This is a genomic window from Streptomyces sp. NPDC048442, assembly GCF_040651475.1.
Lineage (GTDB): Bacteria > Actinomycetota > Actinomycetes > Streptomycetales > Streptomycetaceae > Streptomyces.
Genome location: NZ_JBEZKB010000043.1, coordinates 1 through 18,793, shown reverse-complemented (window position 1 = coordinate 18,793; position 18,793 = coordinate 1). Strand labels below are relative to the sequence as shown.

Genomic DNA, 18,793 nt, shown 5'->3' with positions numbered 1-18,793 from the left:
GTCAGGGTGGCCACGGAGTGTTGGCCGGTGGCCGCAGACCGGTGGCCAGTGGCCGGTGACCGCTTCTCTGGCCGGTGGCCACGAGGTCGTGCGGTGGCCACCGGCCGGCCTCACCGCACCGTCGGAGGCGAGTGCCTGCCGCGAGAGGTGGGGGCTTGCGTCGCAGGGAGGGGATGCCGATGCAGCTGCCCTGACCTGAGGGGGCTGCTGTCCGCCGTGCGCGGATGTGCACTGAGGAGGGGGCTGAGTCAGCGACTGCTGGTGTGCTTTTCGCGCTGTGCGCGGGCGGCGCGTACCGCCCGGACCCACTGGGGGAGGGAGCCGCCTTCGCGCTGGGCGAGTTCGCCGGCGGTGCCGCGCCGCCAGCCGCCGATCTCGTCCAGGTAGGCGGCGGCGACGGCAATCCGCCGCTCGGTTTCGTCGTTGGCGCCCCGTGGCGGGTTGGCCGTCTTGCGGGCGCCAGTGGCGATGTTGTTCCCGGTGCGCCGCTTGTCGAAGTCCTGAAGGTCGCCGCGGCGGAAGACGCGCGCCTCCTTGCCGCTGTCGAGGACCTCGGTGCCTGCGGGCTCGGGGAAGTACCCGGGGTTGTCCCGGAGGTACTTGCGGATCACGGCCGGCTCGGCGAAGTGGAAGATTTTGGCGGCCTCGCCGATCGGGATGAGGTCCTCAGGGTGGCCCCGGTAGAGCGCGGGGTCGGTGGGCAGGACCTTCTTCTGCTTCTTCTTCTGGTGTGCGGCGAAGAAGCGCTCGAACTGCTCCTGGTCGAAGTACTCGACCCGGTGGACCGTGGGGCCCTTCTCCGGGAAGCGGGTGGCAGGGTCGGGGTTGTCCAGGCGGTGCTTGTGCCAGTAGCCGACGGTCACCTTGCTGGCGCCGGAGCACTCGGCCATCCAGTCGCGGCTGACCAGGGTGCGGCCGTCGACGACGATTTCGGCGGGGTGGGCGGTCTCTGGCATGGCGGGGGCCTCCGGGGTTCGGGCTGGCGGGCGGTCGCGGTGTGCGAGAGGGGTGTCCGCCGTGTCTAGAATGGCGGCGTTCCTTTCCTTAGGTGGGTTGGAACGCCGATGGCCGGCAGGCGTTCGGCCGGGTTGCCGCCTGGGTCGACACCCCTCGGGGTGCCTCTGCCGGCCATCACCACGACGTACCGCCACTATGGACACTTTTAAGTTTCCACCCATTGGGTGAGGGGTGTCAACCGCCGGCGGCGAAATCGCCGGGCTGGCACCCGGCAGAGCCCCGGGCCTCTGACTCGCTGTACCCCGCCCCTGAGGGCAGGGGCCTCGCCGCTAGAACAGCGTCTCCGGCACCCACCCGGGCGCGTCATCCTGGCGGGTGTCCCGGGCCACGGCCGCCGCCGTCCGTCCGCCCTCCGGAGGGGTCGCCGTCGGCGTATTCGCCGTGCGCTTCGGACGCGGCGGGCGGGTCCGGCCGGGGGAGGGTTCTTTCGGGCAGGGGCAGCGGCACCACCAGACACACGGTGCACCGTCGGCGCGCAGGAGGAGCGGAGCGACGGCCTGCCCTCGCTGGTTGTGCACCCAGTCAATGTTCCCGTCCACGTGCGGGCCGCCCTCCTGGCGGTGCACGCACCACTCGCAGCGGCCGGCGAAGCAGTTCCAGCAGGTTCCCCGTTCGCAGGTGCTCCACCGCCAGAACCCGAACGGATACCTTCGGTCGATCTCCACGAGGTGCTCGGGCCAGACCCGCCTGCGTACCCATTCCCCTTCCGGCTCGGTCATCGGGGACGGGTTGGGCACCGGGTCGGTGATGCCCATGATCAGTGCACCGTGCAGGTTCAGCACGGTGCCGGCACGCCGGGGCAGTACCCGCCCTCGTCCTCCCACTGCTCCCGTGCGTCACGCCGGGCCCGTTCTTCCTGCTCGGCCAGGGTCACCGGCCGCTGGTACAGGCGTAGCGCGATGGAGTCGAGCGGGGGCAAGCGGCGGGCCGCCGCCTTCTTCTCCTCGCCGTTCATCCAGCGTTTCGCCGAACGGGCGTAGCGGGCCTCGTACGCCGACCGGTCGTTCTCGTACAGGCCTGCGGGGTGCAGTCGGACCAGCGCCAGGGCGCGTTCGCCCATCGGGCTGAGTGTCAGCTGGCGGACCCCGTCGCGGCCGACGGCGACCAGGAACCGGGCGGCGTGCAGAGCGAGGGTCCGATCCCGGCTGACCGGGCGCCCGCCGGCCCAGACGCCGGGCCGGGGGGCCTGCCGGGCCCGGCCGTCGTACCAGTACAGGCGGCCGGTCGCGGCTGCTTCCAGTACCCGCAGGTGGCCGCCCGTCCAGCCGAGCGCGCACACGTATTCCTCGGCCAGGTAGCGGTTGTGGGCGTCCTTGTCGCGGTTGTCGATGTCCATGCCGGTGGCCGCGCGTGCCTGCGCCTCTTCCCGGACCTCCTCCGCGCGCGCGGCGCTTTCCCGTCGCGCGTGCCTGCGCCTCTTCCCGGACCTCCTCCGCGCGCGCGGCGCTTTCCCGTTGGGCGTGCCAGGCTTGCTCCTCGGCGGTGGCGGGGCGCTCCAGGCAGGTGCGCAGCACCTTCGCCGTCGTCCCGGTGCCTGCTGCGGCCTGGGCACGGACCGCGGCTTCGACGGCGAGCTCGGCGTACCTGGTGAGCTGCCGTTCGGTCGCGTCGCCGGATTCGTCCTGGGCCCACCGTGCGTACCGCTCGGCCTGGCACGCTTCCGTGTGGGCGACGTGCATGGCTTCTTCCAGCCGGGCGGCCTGCCCGGAGCCGGCACCGCATACCGCGTGCATGGCGGACTCGGCGGCGGCGACGGCGAGCACGGCGGCCTGCCGGGCCGCCTCGACGGCGACCGCCTGGGGCGTGCTGTCGGGGTGAACACGGTGGTCGGGATGGTTGTCGGGCATGGGGATTCCCCTGAGGGCTGAGGGCTGAGGGCTGAGGGCTGAGGTGTGCGGGGTGAGGGGGCGGCCGGTGGGGGCGGGGCGGTATCCGCCTCGCCCCCCCGGCTGCTCAGGGCTTCATGCGTGCAGCGGGCGGCGGGCCCGACGGCCCACCGGGCTGTACGAGGGGGCTGGCCTGGAGGGTTCAGAACCAGCCGCGTTCGGCGTTGTACTGGGCGATGCCGCGCCGCCCGAACGCGACGTGCACGGCCGAGGTTTCGTCCAGCGCAGCCACGGTCACGCTGACCATGCCCGTCCAGTCCCGGCGCGCGGACGTGTGGAAGCCTTCCGTGTTCTCGCGCGGCACCACGCCGCACCAGTGGTGGCGCAGGTTGCTGGTGTCCAGGACGACCAGAAAGGGCTGGAAGTCGGTGATGCTGTGCGGGCGGGTGGGCCGAAGCGTGGTGTCGGTGAGCTGAGCGCGGGCGTCAGCGAGGAACTTCGTCACGAACTCGCGGGCCTGCCAGGAGCTGCTGCTGGCGTTTCCGGAGCGGTTCCAGGCGGCTTCCATCTCCTGGTCCGTGCCGAACTCCATGGGGCCGTACAGGCTGATGATCTTGCGGGCCCAGGCATCCTTCCGTTCCGCGCGCATGTCAGCGTGGCAAGCGGCCAGGGCGACGGCAGCGACGGGCCGGTGCAGGACGGCGGCCGCGCACCTCGGACCGAAGTGCACCGCCGGGCCGCTCGCGTCCCCGAGCAGGTCCAGGGGTGCCAGGGCGACGGTGTGTTCCAGGTTTTCGTGTCCGCAACACGCGCACGTGGTGCGGTGGTGGGCGGTGCCCTTCACCGTCCACCGAGGGAAGTGGGCGGTCAGGGCGGGGTGTGAGCCGGTCATGGTGGTGCTCCTGGTGGGTCGGACCCCGGTTGCCGCCGGGGGAAGAGGGCAAGAACTGCGTGCTCGGCCGCTGGGCCGGTCGGCCGGGGCGGTGGGCCCCGGGACGACCCGGGGGGGGGGGGGCGGTCAGGCGGGTGGTGCGTGCGGGCGCGGCGCCGTCACTGGTCGTCGTCGGCCGTGGTGTGCAGGTCGATGACCAGGGTCGTGCCGTGCGGGCCGTGGACCTCCAGCACCGGCGGCCACGCGTCCGTGCCGTACGTGGTGAGCTGTTCGTATGCGAGCTGTGCCGCTTCCTGCGGGCTGACCGTCTCGAAGTCGCAGCGCCACGTCACCCAGTAGGTGGCCGGGGGACCGGTAGGGGGCGTTTCGGGATCGTGCATGGGATGCCTCCTGTTCAAGGGGGACGGGCACGGAGTGTGCCCGGCCGGGGCGGGTCAGCGGGAGCGGTTGCCGGGCAGCTTGCCGACGGCGGTGGCGACGCCCAGGCGCCACCACTGGGCGCGCTCGGAGGCCCAGTCGGCGCGGACGAACTCCGGTACGGCAAAGCCCAGATGAGTGCGCGGCGAGCGAGGGTGGGGGTCCGCCGGGGCGGGCTCGGGCTCGGGGGCGGGGGCGGTAATGATGCGGGCGGCCTCGGCGGTGTCGACGGCAACACCGTGCTCGTGTCCGCAAGGGCCCATCAGGCCCCACACGGGCTGTCCGCTGTGCCGCGCGAGGTAAGTGATCTGCCATTGGGTGCCGTCGGGGCCGGTAGCGGTGTGGGTGGCGCGGGGGCCGGGCTTCAGCCGGCCGACTCCGGCGTCGCCGAGCGCGGCGGCGAGTTCCTGGAGGAAAACGGGCGGGGTGGTGCGGGGCAGGACGCCCATGGGTTTCTCCTCTCCGGTGCCCCGGCCGGGGCACCGGTTCCAAGGGGGCGTGCCCGGCCAGCGGCGCGGGCCGCCCCCGGCCCAGCGGGTCAGTGGCGGATCTTGGTGCGGACGGCGGCGGCGCGGGCCATCACGAGGTCGGCGCGGGAGGCCTGGGTGAGCTTGCGCATCCAGGTCACGGTGGCCTCGGCCAGATCCCGCAGTTCCCGGACGCCGCCCGTCCGGCACTCCCGCGCGCGGCTGGCGAGCCGCTGGTGCTCGGCGGTGATCTCGTTCTCGGTGTGCACGAGCGCGGCGTGGCAGCCACGGAAGGTCTCGGTGCGGGTGAATCCGCACCGGCCGGGCTCCATCTGGTGCACGACCAGGGAGACGCCGGGCCAGCCCATCGAGGTGGCCGGGGTGAGGGCGATGTCGATCAGGCACGTGACGCTGCTGTCGTGCAGCGGGGCGTGGAGGTAGGGGCGGGCGGGGCTCGGCACGGCGGTGCGGCTGCGTGATTCCAGGTGCGCGGTGAAGTCCTCGGGGCGGGGGTTGTCGCCGGTGCGGTGCAGGCGGTTGAGGTACGCCGCGATGCCGGGGAGCTGCCAGGCGGGCACCCCGAAGGGGGCTGCGGGCATGGCGTGCGACGTGATGGTGGTCCCGGTGCGGTCGGCGGGCACGATGGTCGCCTGGACCACGCACAGGAACGGCTTCTGGGGGTTGAGCACGGGAGGTTCCTTTCACGGCACCAAAGGGGTGCGCGTGCTGGTGGGTTGGGGAGAGGTTGCCGCCTCTCCTTGCTACAGTTGTAAGTCTACACTCATTGGGGGGGGAGGCAACTCCGTCCCCTCCCTCCCGGGCCGCCAGGAGCGGCCCCGGGGTCAGCCCGCGATCCGCAGATCCGGGCGTACAGCGGGCGCCGGCGTGGGCTCGCCGCCGTCCGGGTCGGGATCGAACCCGGTCCCGGTGCGCGGGTCGCTGCGCCGGGGCGGCCGGATGTCCCCCGAGGGGAAGTTCAGCGGCCAGATGAATGTCGAGGGGTCCTCGATGTGGTGGACCATGTGGGCGAGCGACTCGTACCCGGCGAACAGCGGGTGGATCAGCACCCGGCCGCGCCGGGTGCGGGCCTCGATCAGTCCCGTGTCCCGCAACTCGCTCATCGCCCGGGAGACCGCGCTCTGCGTGGTGTCCAGCCGCGCAGCCAGATCGGTCTGCCACACCCGCACCTCCCCGCCCGGCACCTGGCGTGCGGTGAGCACGTCGAAGATGTCCCGCGCGGTGGGGGTGAGCGCCGCGTTCGGCAGCTGCTCGAATGCGGCGGGGTTGTGGAAGCCGGGAATCGGCCCGCTCATCTCAAGACCTCTTCTCGGGCAGGGGGATGACGATCTGGTGCCTGGTCAGTGTCGCGCTTCCCAGCCTCGCCAGCAGCAACGCGTGCTTGCGGCTGCTGAACCGGTAGGCGTAGGCGGGGTTGAGCTGGTAGCGGCCGTTGCGCACCTTCCACAGAAAGTGATGACACGACAGCTGGGCCAGGGCCCGCTGGATCTTGGTCTGGCTGCATCCGAAGTACCGGGCCAGGGACGTCTGGGTGACCGCGACGATGCCGTGCTCGTCGTGGGTGACCGCCATGTGGTCCAGGAGGTCGCGCGCCATCACCGACAGGCCAAAGCGCCACAGGTTCAGCTGGAGCTCCTGCGAGACGTTCAGGTGCAGCCCGCCCTGGAACCCGTAGGGCTTCGGCGGTGGCGAGAACTGCACCGAACCGCCGTGGCGGCTGATCCGTTCCAGGGTCTCGACCAGGCTGCGCTCGGCAGGCTCGTCCCACCCGGCGGACACCGGTGCCAACGGACGCTCAACGGAGCGCGGTCGTGCTGGCTGTACCACGGTGACCTGCTCTTTCTCTGAAAAGCAAACGCGTAATATAGCGTCCAAGCTATTTTTTGCGGGCTTTTATGCGCGTGATGACGCCGTATTTGACGGGCGAGATTTATTCGGGCAGAGCGCATAAATCTCTGACGGTCGCAGCACCGGTCTGTGCGTGCAGGTGAATAAAACGGCCGCAAACATGCAGGTCAGAGGGCTGCCGCTATCTCTTAAAGTGGCCGGGGTAGCGGGCCGGGCCGGGGCGGGGTTCCCCCTGGCCGTCCGCGCTTTTCCGGCGGGCCATGGGGGCCCGGGAGGCGAAAAGGCTGGCAGCGGGGCCGGGGACGGTGGTGGGTGCGGGTGGTCCCCGTCCACGCCCGACCGCGTGCCGCGCCGTGCCCCCCGTCCCTTCGTTGGGCGCGGGCAGCGAAGGCGGTGGGAAGGTTCGCCCGTCCGTCACGCGCGGGCCGTCGGCTGGGGCGCTGCCCCGCCAGCAGCACGCGGAGTGCTGCCGTGCGCGGGCAGGACGGGGGAAGCGGGGACATGGCGGACTCCTCGGTGGTCGGCGGCCGGTGACGGGTGCTCAGTGAACGCACCCGGGTTGACCGGTTCGCTGACCACGCAGGGGTGACCACGATTACGAGACGGACACGACTGCGTGGTCAGTCACGTGGTCAGTGCCCGGGGGCGGGTCAGGCCTGGCGGCGTACTACCGACCGCCCCCGGAATCCGCGGGGGCCGTAGCGGTGGTTGGCCCCGGTGTAGTGGCGGGCGGCGGGTCGGTGCCCACTCACGGCTTCCTCTCCCCGGCCGGTGCCAGGGCGCGGCAGACCGCTTCGGCCTGATCGGGGGTCAGGTAGTCCAGCTCCATGCGGACGCTCTCGCCGTCGTGGCGCACCGTGGCGCTGATCTGCGGCCGGCCCCGGCCGTACGAGTAGCTCGTGACGGTGACGTGGTCGCGCTCCCGGTAGGCCTCCGAGACGTAGGCGCCGGGCAGGATGTCCCGCAGGCGTTCGGCCACGGCATCGCGGGCGTCCATCTCGCGGGCGTAGCGGGCCCGGTCGTCGGCCAGTGCGGTCAGGGCGGACTCGTAGAGGGGGAGCATCCGCCGCCGCAGGTGGGATGCGAGGTGGTACGGCACCCGGCGGGCGGGCAGATCGGCGGCGATGGTGATCTTCGGGGCGTCGGCGCTGTAGAGCAGCCGCCGGTCCGCGCTGGTGTCCAGGTGCCCGTACGCCAGGATGCGCGCCCCCTCGCCGGTCAGCCGGATGCGGTAGGAGTCACCTCCCTTGCGGGGGGCGGTCAGCAGGACGGCACCGGGCCGCGCCGCCGGTTCCTCGGGGGCGGCCTTCCAGCCGCGTCCCAGCAGAGCGGCGGTGCGCCGCGCGGTGGTGAGCAGAGGGGGTTTCATCGGGGGCCTTCCAGGTCCTCGGGGCACCTCGGCCGGGGGCAGTCTGTGCGCCCCCGGCCCAGGTGCGGTGCGCCGGTGGTTACTGCGTGCGGTACGCGGAAATCAGCGCGCGGACCCGGTCTTTGCCGATGCAGCCGCCCGCGTGCCGGTGGGGGGAGGGCGGGTTGCCGTTGCGGCCCCGGTGGTGGGACCAGTACCGGATGCCGGACCACCCGCAGAGCATGCACCGCAGGCACCACCCGTTGTCACTGCCGGGGAAGCCGGTGCACACCGGGCGCCAGAAGTGCTCGGCCAGACCGGCGAACGCCGTGCGGGCGTTGGCCCGGTTGGTCGGGGTGTCCGGCATCCGGGGGTGCAGCAGGGGGAGTTCACCGAGGATCTCCCTCGGTGCGCCGGTGCTCAGCAGTTCCTTCAGCGGGACCGGGGTGATCTGTCCGGCGCGGTACTGCGTCAGGAGGTGGGTGGCGGCCATGGCGATCCCCTTGGTGCCCGTGGGCGGGCGGCGGAGATTGGTCTCCTGTCCGCCGGAGAGGACGAGCCAGTCACGATGCCACCGGAACGCCTGCCCGAGCACAAGGTCCTTTCCGTCTTCGGTGATGATCACGGGCTGGCGGCACTCGAAATCGGGTTTCCCGATGCGGTAGGGGAGGGGAGTGCTCAGGGTGGTGCTGGTGTTCATGGACATGCTCCCGGTGGGTTGGTGTCAGAGGGGTTGCCGCCCCTCAGTAGATACAGTTGTAAGTCTACTCCCATGCGTGGGGTTGTCAACTCCCGCACTGGTCAGCGAACCGGACCAGCCGCTGCCCGGCGGCGTCGGCCGCGGTGAGAACCGCGTCCAGGTACAGGCCCTTCATCACTCGGGCGGGCAGGCCCTGGCTGCGGTGCCTCCAGTAGGCCATGGCCATCCGGCCCGCAGGCGAGATCCACACCTCGCCGGTGTGCGGAAGCTGCGACAACCAGCCCCGGGCCAGGAAAATCGCGGTTTGCGTGCGCGGGATCCGGAAGAAGCCCGCGCCGATCCCGCACGGGGGGCCGGTGCTGTCCCGCAGGAGCCGGGCGGCCTTCTCGCCTCGACCAGCCGCAGGTCGTCCAACTGCCGCCGCGTGAGCCCCTTCGGGTGGACCACGGGGCGAGCTCCACGCCCGCCGGCTCCCGCGCGGGGAGATCCGGACGGCGCCGTACTGCGCCACGTGGAAGCCGCGGCGCCTGGCGGCCGACCGCCGGACAAGACAGTCGGCCTCCATACCGGTCACGTAACCCGCGGACCACGTGCGGTCCGACGACACCGTCTCCTTGAACGCGGCCGGGGCCATGCCGCCGGGCAGATGGGGGCGGGGAGTCAGGATCCCGCCCGGGGGTCAGCTGTTCCGGTCCTGCCGGGCGTAGTTGTGGCAGTCGTCGCTGGCGGGGAACTCGGTCGGCCCGGCAACCGGCGCGCACACCCACGATTCCACCGGGCCGGGCGTGGCCTGCTGGCCACTCAGCCACCGATAGACGTCCGGCTGCACCTCGAAGAACGTGCCTTCCTCATCCTCGGCGTAGAACTCGGAGTCGCCGCCCGCCCCGTCCTCGTCCCAGTAGTTCCACACGCAGACCAGGCAGGGGCCGCCCGCGTCGTGGATCCGGCCGAACACGGCCCGGATGTCCTCGGCGGTGTAGCCGTCCGCGAACCGGCTGTGCAGATCGGTGAGTTCGGCCAGCACCTCGCGGGGACCTTCCGGATCCGGGGTGCCCGGGGAGCCGACCGCTTCCAGGGCCTCGGGGCTGCTGTCCGGGTGCAGTGTGAGCGTGCTGCCGACCTCTTTGCTGAACTCGCCGAGCAACTCGTCCAGGGCGGCGCGGGCGTTGGCGGCGAACACGGGGTGGACCGCGCCGAAAGCACCCTCGGCCGTGTCCCACAGCTTGTTGTAGAGCGCGCCCTCCTCCTCGGGGTCGGTGGGCGCGGCACGGACTCCCCACAACGTGAACGCGCGAGTGCCGATCCGGCCGCTGAGGAAGAACAGGCGGCGCTCGGTGACAGGGGGGTTGCTGATCACGGGATTCTCCTGGGCTGAACGAGGGGGGCGGTGATCCGGCGCGCTCCCGGTGCGGGCCGTGCCGGATCCCGCCCCCTCCGGGCGGGCTGGGGGGGACTATGCGAGGTAGGTCCGGCATTCATCGACCGTGAACGGGGTACGGGTGGTGAGCGGGAAGACGATGCAGGCGCGGGGGTCCGGCTGTGCGTTCCGGGCGTCCTCGGCGTCGGCGTACAGCTGTCCGTCGCTGCGGCCGTCCGCGATCCGCACCGCCACCCACCCCAGCACCGAGCCGCCGCGCCATTGGCGCGGAGCGCTCTTCAGGTGGCGGCTGACAGCCTCGGCCATCCGTTCCGCTGCCTGGGTCCGCGCGTGGTCCTGCCGGGCCATGGCGGCGGCCTGGCCACGGCTGGCGGCCGTGTAGCAGTGCATCCTCAGCGGCTGGTACGTGAGGTAGAAGTTCGCCAGCTTGGACAGTTGGGCTGCGCGGGCGGCCTCGGTGCCGTGGTCCGTCTCGCGCTCGACGTGCACCACACGGAACCCCTCCTGGAAGAGGTCCGCCTCGACGGGGCGCCGGTCGTCGGTCACGACGAGATACCTCGCGCGGCGCTTGAGGAGATCCGGACGGTACTCCCGGAGCCTCTCCAGGGCCACGGGGTTGCTCTCCGGGTGCAGTGTGACCGGGGTCCCGGACTCGTTGCTGAGCGTGGTCAGGTAGTGGTTCACGGCCTCGCAGGCGGTGGCGGCGTGCTCGGTGACCAGCATGCTGCACTGCTCGGTGGCGTAGTGGGCCAGGTCATCGAAGAGTGTGCCGCTCTCCTGGGCGTCCTCGGGGGCTGCGCAGACGTACCAGAGGGTGAACGTGTTGACGTTTGCCTGCCCGAGAATGAAGAACTCCCGGACGGCGGGCGTGTTCTGCATGGGTTGCTCCTGTGCTGGGGGGGCGACGGTTAGGCGGTGCGCTGCGGCGGGATGTGGGGGCCGTCGACGGGGCGGCGGGGGCCGGGGACGGGGCGGCGGGGGATGACCGGCTCGTTGTCGGGGTGGTGCGGCATGGTGGTGCTCCTTGTGGTGGGTCGGGTGCGGATTGCCGTCCGCGCGGTCAGGGGGACCGGTGGGGGCCGGGGGTTTACACCCTCACCGGGCGTCTCTGCTGCGGGCCTAGTACCAGTGGCTGGAGTTGTTGCGGCGACGGACCAGCGTCCTTCCGGACTTGCCGGGGACGGCGTAGGGGTACTCGACCCACGCCCCGGCCCGGTAGGTCGCCAGCACGGTGCCGGGGCCGACGCTGGTGACGTGCTGGACGGTGAGGGTGTCTCCCGTGCGCAGACCAAGGAAGTCAGGGGTGGCCACCCGGGCGCCGGTGCTCCACCACCAGCGGAACGCCTTGGGCTCGCGGGGCGCGGCCGGCATCGGTTCGAAAAGGTCGCCGGGCCGGTAGTCGTAGACGTAGCGGTCGTCCAGGGCATAGGCGGTCTCGGCGAGCGTGGGGCTGTAGAGGTGTCCGCGGTCGAATGCCGCCGGGACGCTCGAAAGGGGGTACTCGGACATGGTTCTCCTGAAAGGGGGCTGGGGCTGGGGGTGGGGCCGCCGGGGCCGGTGGGGCCGGTGGGGCCCGCCCCGTCTGGCGGCGGGGCGGGAAGCGGGTCAGGCGGGGAGCTGGTCCGGGGTGATCTGCCGCTGGGAGATCACCACTCGGACGTCCCGCACCCGAAGCGTGGCCGGGTCGGGGTACCGGCTGGCGCCGATGAGGCGGGGCCCGGCGGGGTGGCGTTCGCGCACGTCCGCGACCCAGGCAAGGAAGCTCCGTACGCGGTCGCCGGTGGGCAGGACCGGGGGCCCGTAGTCCGCGCACCGGAAGTAGCGGCGGACCTCGTGGGCCGTGGCGGGGAGCGGGGGCAGGGGGGTCGGCTCGCCGGGTCCGGGGAGGTCCGTGACCGTGATCGGGCTTTCCGTCCTGGTCATGAGGTGCTCGGTGAGGGTGACGTCGGCCCGTCCCTGCGCGGTCATGGCCGCGTGGTGGCGGCGGACCACCGCCGGGGTGGTCAGGGGCTTGCCGGTGTGTGTTCCGGGGCGGGTGCGGTAGGAAACCGTCCAGTACCGCAGCTGTCGCTTCTGCATGGGGTTCCGATCTGTGGTGGGTTGGTGCCGGGGGGAAGGGTTGCCGCCCCTCCCGACCCGACAGTTGTAAGTTTACTCTTATGATGTGGGGTGTCAACCCCACCGATCCTCCGGCGTGTTGCCCACGGCCGGTCGGCCGTCCGGCCGTGGGCTCAGAACCAGTCTTTGAACCTGACCGGAGCGCGCCGTCAGCGGAGGTCGTGGCTGCGGCGCACGCGGGACACCCGCACCCCGCGCACCCGTGAGACGCGGAACGGCTGGCCGCACGCCATGCAATTCGCCGCGTCGTGGGCGTTGTTGGTGTTGCATGCCGAACAGCGTCGAATCTTGGTTGACATGGTGGTTTCTCCAAAAGAAGCGTGGTTCAAAGGCGGGTTCTCAGAAGGCGTAGGACGCGCGCTCTGCCTGGTACTGGGTGAGCCGATAGCGCAAGTGGGCCACGTCCTTGGCCGATTCCTCGTCCAGCGCGTACACGGTGACGATGTACCGCGACCGCCACCGGGGATCCCGGCGCACCGACTGGTGGAACTCCTCTGCTCCCTCGCCCGGCACGGCGCACGACATGTACATGCGCGATGCATCTCGCTCCGTGACGACGACAAAGGGGCGGAAGTCGGCGACGGTGTGGGGCCGGACGGGCCCGAGCGTCGTGTCCGTGAGCTGCGCCCTGGCCTCTGTTAGGAACGTCTCCAGCTCCTCACGTGGGCTCCGCCCGGTGAAATTGGGGTTGCGGCTGTACCAGGCAGCTGCCATTTCACGGGGCGTGGCGAACTCGTACGGCCCGTACACGCTGATGATCACTTGCGCCCACCGGTCGCGCGACAGCGACTCGTACCGGGCGGCGCTGGCGGCGTTGGCGACGAACGTGGTCGTGCGCTTCATGGCGGCGGCGGCGCACGCGGTGCCGTAGTAAACGGCGTCGCCGTCCTCGTTCCCGTCCTCGTCCAGGGGGATCAGGGCAACGGTGCGCTTGAGGTTCTGGCGGCTGCAACAGTCGCACGTGGTGCAGTCGTCCGTCACTCCTTTGATGACCCAACGGGGCAGGGACGGGCGGGGCTGGGTGGTGTTCACGTCGTACTCCTTGAGGCGGGCTGGTGGCACCGGGCCGGTGCGCGGCGGGGCGGCCGGCCCACCCGCGAGGGTGGGCCGACTGCGCGGGCCGGGGGCGCTGCGCGCGGGCAGCGCCCCCGAGGGGCCGCTACTCCTCCGGCGGGCTGTCCTCCTGAGCCTCGGTCGGCGGCTCGTCCGTGAGGGGAGCGCCGTCCGGGGCGGCCGCCTCCGGCTCCTCGGTCCCCTCGGCCTCGCCGTCGTCGGGCTCGGTCACCCTCTTCTCCCCGTCGGGGTCGAAGGGGACGTTGTCGACGATGGCCTTCTCTACGGGCGCCAGGGTGTAGCCGATGGTGGAGAGGTAGGAGAGGTAGACCCGTGCGCCGTCCCTGATCTCCTCGGTGTCCCAAGAGGGCTTGTCCATCCGCCACGTCTGGACCTGGTCGAGGCGCTTCTCGTAGCTGGCGGCCAGCACGGCGAAGTTCATCAGCGCGAGCTTGCCTTGCGTGGCCCCTGCCGGGACCCATTTGGCGCGCTCCTTGGACTTCACGCTCTTGTTCTCCCCCAGGAACTCGGCCAGCAACGCCACCCGGGGGATGTCCCCGGCCCACTTCTCCACCTCGGGCGGGCAGATGAACAGCTGTTCCGTGACCCAACCGGGCAGCGACTTGGGGGCGAGCTTGCGTTGCAAGAACTCCTTGACCCATGCGCGCCGCGTCTTCAGCGCTGCCCGGTAGGCCTTGTTGCCCGCGAGCTTCACCGAGTGGGCCATGCCGTCCGGCTTCGGCTTGACGGGCACCGGTGCCGGGGCAGGGGCGGCCGTGCCGTGTCCGTCGTCCTGGTCCTCCTCCCGGTCCTCGTCATCCTCCTGGACCTGGGGCGCCCGGGGCGCGAACTCCTCCTCGACGTCGTCGGTGGCCTCCTCGGTCTCCTCGCCGTGGGGGTGGTCAAGGTGGCCGTTGCCCTCGGGGTCGGTACACCCGGCGTACAGCTCATCGGGGGTGTCACTTGCCTCGTCCCAGGAAACGGCGTGCCCGGGGCATGTGGCGTGGCAGTCCTCGGTGAGCTGGTTGCCTTCCTTGTCCCAGAGGAATTCCAGCGGTTCCAGCTCCACCCCCGGCCCCTCCAGCTCTTCCGGCTCAATCAGCCGGATACCGACCGTGGCCAGTTCGCTGCGCACCACGTTGCGGGCGTCGCGCTCCTCGCGGGCGCTGCGCTCGGTCGTCACCTGGTGCTGAAAAAGTCCCTTGCCGTGCGCGTCCAGCAACCGCGCCACGGCGTCGGGGTCGTCGTCGAACTCTCCGAGCACGGACAGGACGGCAAGATCCAGTTCGTAGGCGTCGGACTCCGCCAGCGCCTCACGGGTGCGGTCGCCGACCGTGCGGGCGGTCGCGAGGGACTGCGCGACCTGTTCGGCGCTGCGGCCGGAGCGGCGGGCTACGACTGCTTCGGTCATGCCCGCCTCGGCGGCCAGGAAGAGCGCGTCTGCCTCCTCCAGTGCACTCAGCGGCCTGCGGCCCTCCTCGGCGTTCTCGACGATCATTTCGATGTACTGCATGCCCGCCGTACGCTGCGCGGGATCGACGACGTACACGGGTACTTCGGTGAGTTCGGCGGCGCAGGCGGCGGCGAGTCGGCGCTTGCCCTGGATGACGTCGTAGACGTCGGGGGCGTCTGCGGCGGGCTCCACCACGAGAGGGGCGATCACCCCGATCTCGCGGACGCTGTTGACCAACCATCCGTCGTCGATCTGCAAGTGGTGCCGGATGTTGTGCTCAGTGCGCAGTGCCGTGAGCGGAAGGGTCATGCGGGCCACCGGCGCGGCCGGTGCGGTCTTCTTCGGCATGTGGTTCCTGTTTCTGGTGGGTTGGTGCCGGAGGGGTTGCCGCCCCTCCATTCTTGCAGTTGTAAGTTTACTCTCAACCGGGTTGGTGTCAACTCCTCCCTACCGGGGATCGACCACGGTCACCGTGGCGTTGTCCCGCGTCGGCCCCTTCGCCTGCGCCGCCCGGAGCAACGCACGCGCCGCAGACTGCGGCCCCGGACAGTTCATCCCCAACCACAGATCCCCCGACGTCACTGCCTGGTACAGCCCATCCGTGCACAAGACGAGCCGATCGACCGGCCCCAGCACCCGCACGGAAGCGGCCAGCTGGGATCCCAGAACGGTGCGCGTCACGATGTGGTCGTACCCCGCAGCCAACTCCCGCGAGAACTCGTCAGCCGAACCGCGCATCCGCTGACCCTCGGTGTGGTCCTCGGTCACCTGCTCCACCCGGCCCCCGCGCAGCACATAGGCCCGGCAGTCCCCCACCCACCCGATGTCCCAACCCCCGCCCGACCGCTCACTCATCGGAACAGCCACCACCAACACGCAGTCCCCCGGCCGGTACCGGCCCTCAGCCTCCGCCCGGAGCGTCGCACGGGCGGCGTGCACACCACACACAGACCCACCCCGCACAGCAGCACGCACGGCGCTCCGGGCGGCGAACTCGGCTGCCTCCGCAGCATCGACGTCATCGCCGATCCCATCGGCAACCGCCCAAGCACGCGTACCCGTCACCGGGTTGCGCTGCCAATCGGCGGCATCCGCCATTTCATACCGGCGCCCTCGGGCGGCCACCGTGGAACCTGTCCAGCGCATCACAGAACTTCTCCTCACGAAACGGGGGGCGGTGTGGGCGCAGCACGGCGCGCGCCCCTCTTTTTGTTCTTGCGCGCGCTCTGCTCCGCAGAGACGACGCGCCGCCACTACGTGGCGGGATAGCGCAACACTCCGTGCTGCGGGCCCCGGGGGCAGTTGGCGTACCTTGCGCGCCGATCGCTCCGCGATCGTCCCGCAGACGGGCGCTCCGCAACCGGGCCGGTTGCGCCCTGCTCCGCAGGCCCCGGGGGCCGGTCCAAGACTGTCTGCGTCCCGGACCGGCCTTCCATACCGGGCGGCTTTACCAATCGCCGTCGAACACCGGCTCTTCGTCCTCGACGAGACACGCCATGGCCTGTTCATCCGTTCCCCCGGGCGGGATGAACGTACAACCGGGGCTGCCGTCATCCTTCGGGCACGTGAACTTGCCGTTCTCGCACGTGTGGAAATTATGCATGGTGCGTGGCTCCAATCCGGGTGCTAGGACAACGGGCCCGGCAGCGCGGGGAAAATGGATTCGGCGTGGTCGGGCTCAAGGGCGTGCCACTTCCTCGCGTTGAACGGGGCGGAAAGTGGGGTGTCACTGCCCCACACACCCTGGGCGTGATTCCACCAGTAACCCCAGAAGGTAAGCCCCGGGAAGATACCGCTTGCCGGTTCCCTGGATTCACGGACAAAGAAGAACCTGCTACCGATGGCAAGCACCTGCCCGCCGGAAACCTCGTACGTCTCAAGCTCCATGCCAATTCCCTTCCCAATGTGGTGGGTTGAGGCTCTGTGGCCTTGCCGGACCGCAGAACCCTGAAATGAGGAGGGAGGAAGAGAGACCCCCTCCTCAAACCAGAGTTCTACCGCCCATGGATTTCGGCGATAAGAAGAGTGCGCCGCATGGCGCGGTTAGTGGTTTTCAGCAACCACCCTCCGGCCCCTCCTGCGGCCTCAGCCTCAGGATCTCCGCGATCAATGCGGCTGAGAAATTCCAGCTGTAGCGCGTCCAGGGCCGATTCCCGCGTGAAACTGGCCATGAAGAATTCGACGGGAAAACCGGTCTTCGCTGCACAGGCCTTTGCGCACGTCGCGATGACCAATCCGAGCAAATGACCCATGCGCTCGCCGTCCTCGGGGGTAAGCGGGGTGCTGTAGCAGTAAGGCTCGACCATGGAAGGGACCTCGTTCCTGGTGGGTTGGGCGCCCTTCCCGCCTTGCCGGACGGGAAGGGCACCGATAGCGATGGACGGACCGGTAGGGGATATCCGGCCCCAAGTGCGCCTAGTAGCCGTGGGAGGGAATGCGGTCGATTTCCTCCGCCGGGGCGGGCTCGAAGGAAAGGTCCCGCTCGGCCACAAACAACCCGTGAACCCTGACCTCCTCTACCTCCGGGAGGGAGAACATGCCCCACTCACCATCGGTGATGTGGACCCACCCGAAAGCCAATCCGCTTTCCGGGTCCAACTCGGCCACGTACCAATCACAACCGCCAACGAAGTAGTGCGCATGGAGAACCTTTTCCGCCAGCGACACATCCTCACTCGCGTACAGTGCGGGAATGCTCGCCAGGACACTTTCCGGGGGGTAGAAGTCGTGGCCCCGACGCGCGCGGTTCTTTTCTGCAGGAAGTACCATTCTCGTGTTCCTTTTCAGGCCGGATACCCGGACTTTGGTGGGTTGGCCCTGCCGGGAGGGTGGTTGCCGCCACCCTCCCGGCAGTGAACGAGTTACGCCTCAGGCGGGGAGAGTGAAAATCCTGCCGCGTAGGTAACACCGTCCTCCGGCGGGACGAACTCCCCTGTCACTGCGTCCGTGGTGTAAGCCGAATAGGTTACAGACTCGCTCACCGGATCAACTCCGGAAGGGGTGACGTTCCATCCACGCACTGTCTCCTTGCCTTCAACGTGGGTGCGCACTACCAAGCCGCCTTGACCGCTAGCGATTACGCAGGCGAGATTCGAGGCGAATTCCATGGTGCAGTCCGGGCAGACGGAGGCCAGCCCGACCAACGTGCTGAACTCCATCGAGGACACGAACTCGGCCCCGCCGTCAGCGCATACGACAGCGTGTTGGCCGTCGGGCAGCCGGCTGATGAGAGCCGCTGTTGCAGTGGCTGACAGGTCGAGAATTTCCTTGGCCCTCAGGTTCATGCGCACACTCCAGGTGGGTTGGAGGGGGTTGCCGCCCCCCTTGTCCTTACAGTTGTAACTCTACACCCATAGGGCGACTGGATCAACCACCCATCGGATTCGGGCCAAGTCCCCTACGCAGTCACCTACGTAGTCCCCTATGCAGTCCCCTACGTAGTCCCCTTCAGTACCCCTGACCCTCGCAGCACCATTCCACCTGGTCGAGCCCCCTGGTAAGCCTCCTGAGAAACCCAGACAACCCCCTCACAGCCTCCTGTCCCGCCACCCCTGGGAAAAGGGCGGGGCAGCAGTACAGGACGCTGCTCGGGGGTTCTCGACGCTTCATGGGTTCGGGTGCGGCGCGACCACACCCGCGCCCACTGTGTGTGCCTGACGGGCATTGTGACGGCCTGTGGTGGGTCGCCGGGCCGAAGGTGTGGTGGCGGCGTCCTGAGTGGCGTCGTGAGGCTTTCTCGGCGGAGGGAGGGAGCGCGGGGCGGTCGGTCTCGCGCACCATTCCCCCCGGGGCCCACCGAACCACTCCTCTCTCCCGTCAGCATTCCGGCGGCGCGGCCCCGATCCCTCTGTGACTTCCTCCGAATTGACAGCCCAACTCGCTTACACCACAGGCGAGTTGAGGGAAGCTAGCTCTGGAGGATCAAACCATAGGCCAGGGCCTCATGACGCACCGAGGGTAGGCTCTGACTCCAGAGGCTACCCGGAGCGGAACTTTGACTCACACCGGGTCGCCTCCCCCGAAGCGGGGGAGCCCCCTCGAAACCCCGTTCAGTTTCCCGTGCGCCCGAAGCACCCCCACATCCGCAGCCAGCTGCCCGCGAAGCGGTCTCAACTCGCCTACGGAGTAGGGGAGTTGCCAGCGCGGAGCGCTGGACAGCAACCGGCATAGCCGGTTGCGCCGGAGGACGCGGAGCGGACTCCGGCACCGCAGGGCCACGGAGTGGACCAGCGGCCCGAGGAGCGGAGCGACTCGGGGA

At 70.2% G+C, this 18,793-nt stretch carries 24 protein-coding genes; 1 reads left to right on the top strand and 23 read right to left on the bottom strand.

Features of this window, described 5'->3' with window-relative positions; translation table 11 throughout:
* Nucleotides 1-248: 248 nt before the first annotated feature.
* The 3 genes from AB0D18_RS38420 to AB0D18_RS38410 form a co-directional block, all read right to left on the bottom strand.
* A complete protein-coding gene (locus tag AB0D18_RS38420; RefSeq protein WP_362429926.1) occupies nucleotides 249-956 on the bottom strand; it encodes a hypothetical protein in 708 nt (235 codons plus the stop codon).
* Nucleotides 957-1,286: 330 nt separating this feature from the next.
* The gene (locus AB0D18_RS38415) at nucleotides 1,287-1,772 is read right to left on the bottom strand and encodes a DUF6248 family natural product biosynthesis protein (RefSeq protein WP_362429923.1); all 486 of its coding nucleotides are present in this window, start codon (nucleotides 1,770-1,772) and stop codon (nucleotides 1,287-1,289) included.
* A 20-nt stretch (nucleotides 1,773-1,792) separates the two neighbouring features.
* Nucleotides 1,793-2,353 carry a hypothetical protein gene (locus tag AB0D18_RS38410; RefSeq protein ID WP_362429921.1) on the bottom strand — a complete coding sequence of 187 codons (561 nt, stop codon included), beginning with the start codon at nucleotides 2,351-2,353 and terminating at the stop codon, nucleotides 1,793-1,795.
* A gap of 124 nt (nucleotides 2,354-2,477) precedes the next feature.
* Here AB0D18_RS38410 and AB0D18_RS38405 point away from each other — a divergent pair, with 124 nt between their 5' ends.
* The gene (locus AB0D18_RS38405) at nucleotides 2,478-2,885 is read left to right on the top strand and encodes a hypothetical protein (protein ID WP_362429918.1); all 408 of its coding nucleotides are present in this window, start codon (nucleotides 2,478-2,480) and stop codon (nucleotides 2,883-2,885) included.
* A gap of 160 nt (nucleotides 2,886-3,045) precedes the next feature.
* Here AB0D18_RS38405 and AB0D18_RS38400 read toward each other — a convergent pair whose 3' ends face one another.
* The 20 genes from AB0D18_RS38400 to AB0D18_RS38305 form a co-directional block, all read right to left on the bottom strand.
* The gene (locus AB0D18_RS38400; protein WP_362429915.1) at nucleotides 3,046-3,735 is read right to left on the bottom strand and encodes a hypothetical protein; all 690 of its coding nucleotides are present in this window, start codon (nucleotides 3,733-3,735) and stop codon (nucleotides 3,046-3,048) included.
* Between the two features lie 158 nt (nucleotides 3,736-3,893).
* Entirely contained in the window at nucleotides 3,894-4,115 is a 222-nt protein-coding gene (locus tag AB0D18_RS38395) for a hypothetical protein (RefSeq protein ID WP_362429912.1), read from the bottom strand.
* A 54-nt stretch (nucleotides 4,116-4,169) separates the two neighbouring features.
* The gene (locus AB0D18_RS38390; protein ID WP_362429910.1) at nucleotides 4,170-4,601 is read right to left on the bottom strand and encodes a hypothetical protein; all 432 of its coding nucleotides are present in this window, start codon (nucleotides 4,599-4,601) and stop codon (nucleotides 4,170-4,172) included.
* 89 nt (nucleotides 4,602-4,690) lie between these two features.
* Nucleotides 4,691-5,308 (bottom strand): hypothetical protein, encoded by a 618-nt coding sequence (locus tag AB0D18_RS38385; protein ID WP_362429907.1) that lies wholly within the window; start codon nucleotides 5,306-5,308, stop codon nucleotides 4,691-4,693.
* 153 nt (nucleotides 5,309-5,461) lie between these two features.
* Complete coding sequence (locus tag AB0D18_RS38380; RefSeq protein WP_362429904.1) at nucleotides 5,462-5,932, bottom strand: helix-turn-helix domain-containing protein; 471 nt, start codon at nucleotides 5,930-5,932, stop codon at nucleotides 5,462-5,464.
* Between the two features lies 1 nt (nucleotide 5,933).
* Nucleotides 5,934-6,416, bottom strand: coding sequence for a hypothetical protein (locus AB0D18_RS38375; protein WP_362429901.1), 483 nt, complete (start codon nucleotides 6,414-6,416; stop codon nucleotides 5,934-5,936).
* 817 nt (nucleotides 6,417-7,233) lie between these two features.
* Nucleotides 7,234-7,854, bottom strand: a complete 621-nt coding sequence (locus AB0D18_RS38370) for a hypothetical protein (protein ID WP_362429898.1) — start codon at nucleotides 7,852-7,854, stop codon at nucleotides 7,234-7,236.
* A 79-nt stretch (nucleotides 7,855-7,933) separates the two neighbouring features.
* Complete coding sequence (locus tag AB0D18_RS38365; protein WP_362429896.1) at nucleotides 7,934-8,533, bottom strand: hypothetical protein; 600 nt, start codon at nucleotides 8,531-8,533, stop codon at nucleotides 7,934-7,936.
* Between the two features lie 85 nt (nucleotides 8,534-8,618).
* Entirely contained in the window at nucleotides 8,619-8,810 is a 192-nt protein-coding gene (locus tag AB0D18_RS38360; RefSeq protein WP_362429893.1) for a hypothetical protein, read from the bottom strand.
* Between the two features lie 402 nt (nucleotides 8,811-9,212).
* On the bottom strand, nucleotides 9,213-9,890 hold the full coding sequence (locus AB0D18_RS38355) for a hypothetical protein (RefSeq protein WP_362429891.1): 678 nt from the start codon (nucleotides 9,888-9,890) through the stop codon (nucleotides 9,213-9,215).
* A gap of 96 nt (nucleotides 9,891-9,986) precedes the next feature.
* Nucleotides 9,987-10,790, bottom strand: a complete 804-nt coding sequence (locus tag AB0D18_RS38350; protein WP_362429888.1) for a hypothetical protein — start codon at nucleotides 10,788-10,790, stop codon at nucleotides 9,987-9,989.
* A 240-nt stretch (nucleotides 10,791-11,030) separates the two neighbouring features.
* Nucleotides 11,031-11,420 carry a hypothetical protein gene (locus AB0D18_RS38345; protein ID WP_362429885.1) on the bottom strand — a complete coding sequence of 130 codons (390 nt, stop codon included), beginning with the start codon at nucleotides 11,418-11,420 and terminating at the stop codon, nucleotides 11,031-11,033.
* Nucleotides 11,421-11,516: 96 nt separating this feature from the next.
* Nucleotides 11,517-11,990 carry a hypothetical protein gene (locus AB0D18_RS38340; protein WP_362429882.1) on the bottom strand — a complete coding sequence of 158 codons (474 nt, stop codon included), beginning with the start codon at nucleotides 11,988-11,990 and terminating at the stop codon, nucleotides 11,517-11,519.
* A 378-nt stretch (nucleotides 11,991-12,368) separates the two neighbouring features.
* Complete coding sequence (locus tag AB0D18_RS38335; protein ID WP_362429879.1) at nucleotides 12,369-13,061, bottom strand: hypothetical protein; 693 nt, start codon at nucleotides 13,059-13,061, stop codon at nucleotides 12,369-12,371.
* A 127-nt stretch (nucleotides 13,062-13,188) separates the two neighbouring features.
* Complete coding sequence (locus AB0D18_RS38330) at nucleotides 13,189-14,883, bottom strand: ParB N-terminal domain-containing protein (RefSeq protein WP_362429876.1); 1,695 nt, start codon at nucleotides 14,881-14,883, stop codon at nucleotides 13,189-13,191.
* 99 nt (nucleotides 14,884-14,982) lie between these two features.
* Nucleotides 14,983-15,633 carry a protein phosphatase 2C domain-containing protein gene (locus tag AB0D18_RS38325; RefSeq protein WP_362430014.1) on the bottom strand — a complete coding sequence of 217 codons (651 nt, stop codon included), beginning with the start codon at nucleotides 15,631-15,633 and terminating at the stop codon, nucleotides 14,983-14,985.
* A gap of 528 nt (nucleotides 15,634-16,161) precedes the next feature.
* Nucleotides 16,162-16,422 carry a hypothetical protein gene (locus AB0D18_RS38320; RefSeq protein ID WP_362429873.1) on the bottom strand — a complete coding sequence of 87 codons (261 nt, stop codon included), beginning with the start codon at nucleotides 16,420-16,422 and terminating at the stop codon, nucleotides 16,162-16,164.
* A gap of 107 nt (nucleotides 16,423-16,529) precedes the next feature.
* Nucleotides 16,530-16,841 (bottom strand): hypothetical protein, encoded by a 312-nt coding sequence (locus tag AB0D18_RS38315; protein ID WP_362429870.1) that lies wholly within the window; start codon nucleotides 16,839-16,841, stop codon nucleotides 16,530-16,532.
* A 109-nt stretch (nucleotides 16,842-16,950) separates the two neighbouring features.
* Complete coding sequence (locus AB0D18_RS38310) at nucleotides 16,951-17,304, bottom strand: DUF2958 domain-containing protein (protein WP_362429868.1); 354 nt, start codon at nucleotides 17,302-17,304, stop codon at nucleotides 16,951-16,953.
* Between the two features lie 92 nt (nucleotides 17,305-17,396).
* Complete coding sequence (locus AB0D18_RS38305; protein ID WP_362429865.1) at nucleotides 17,397-17,819, bottom strand: hypothetical protein; 423 nt, start codon at nucleotides 17,817-17,819, stop codon at nucleotides 17,397-17,399.
* Nucleotides 17,820-18,793 lie beyond the last annotated feature (974 nt).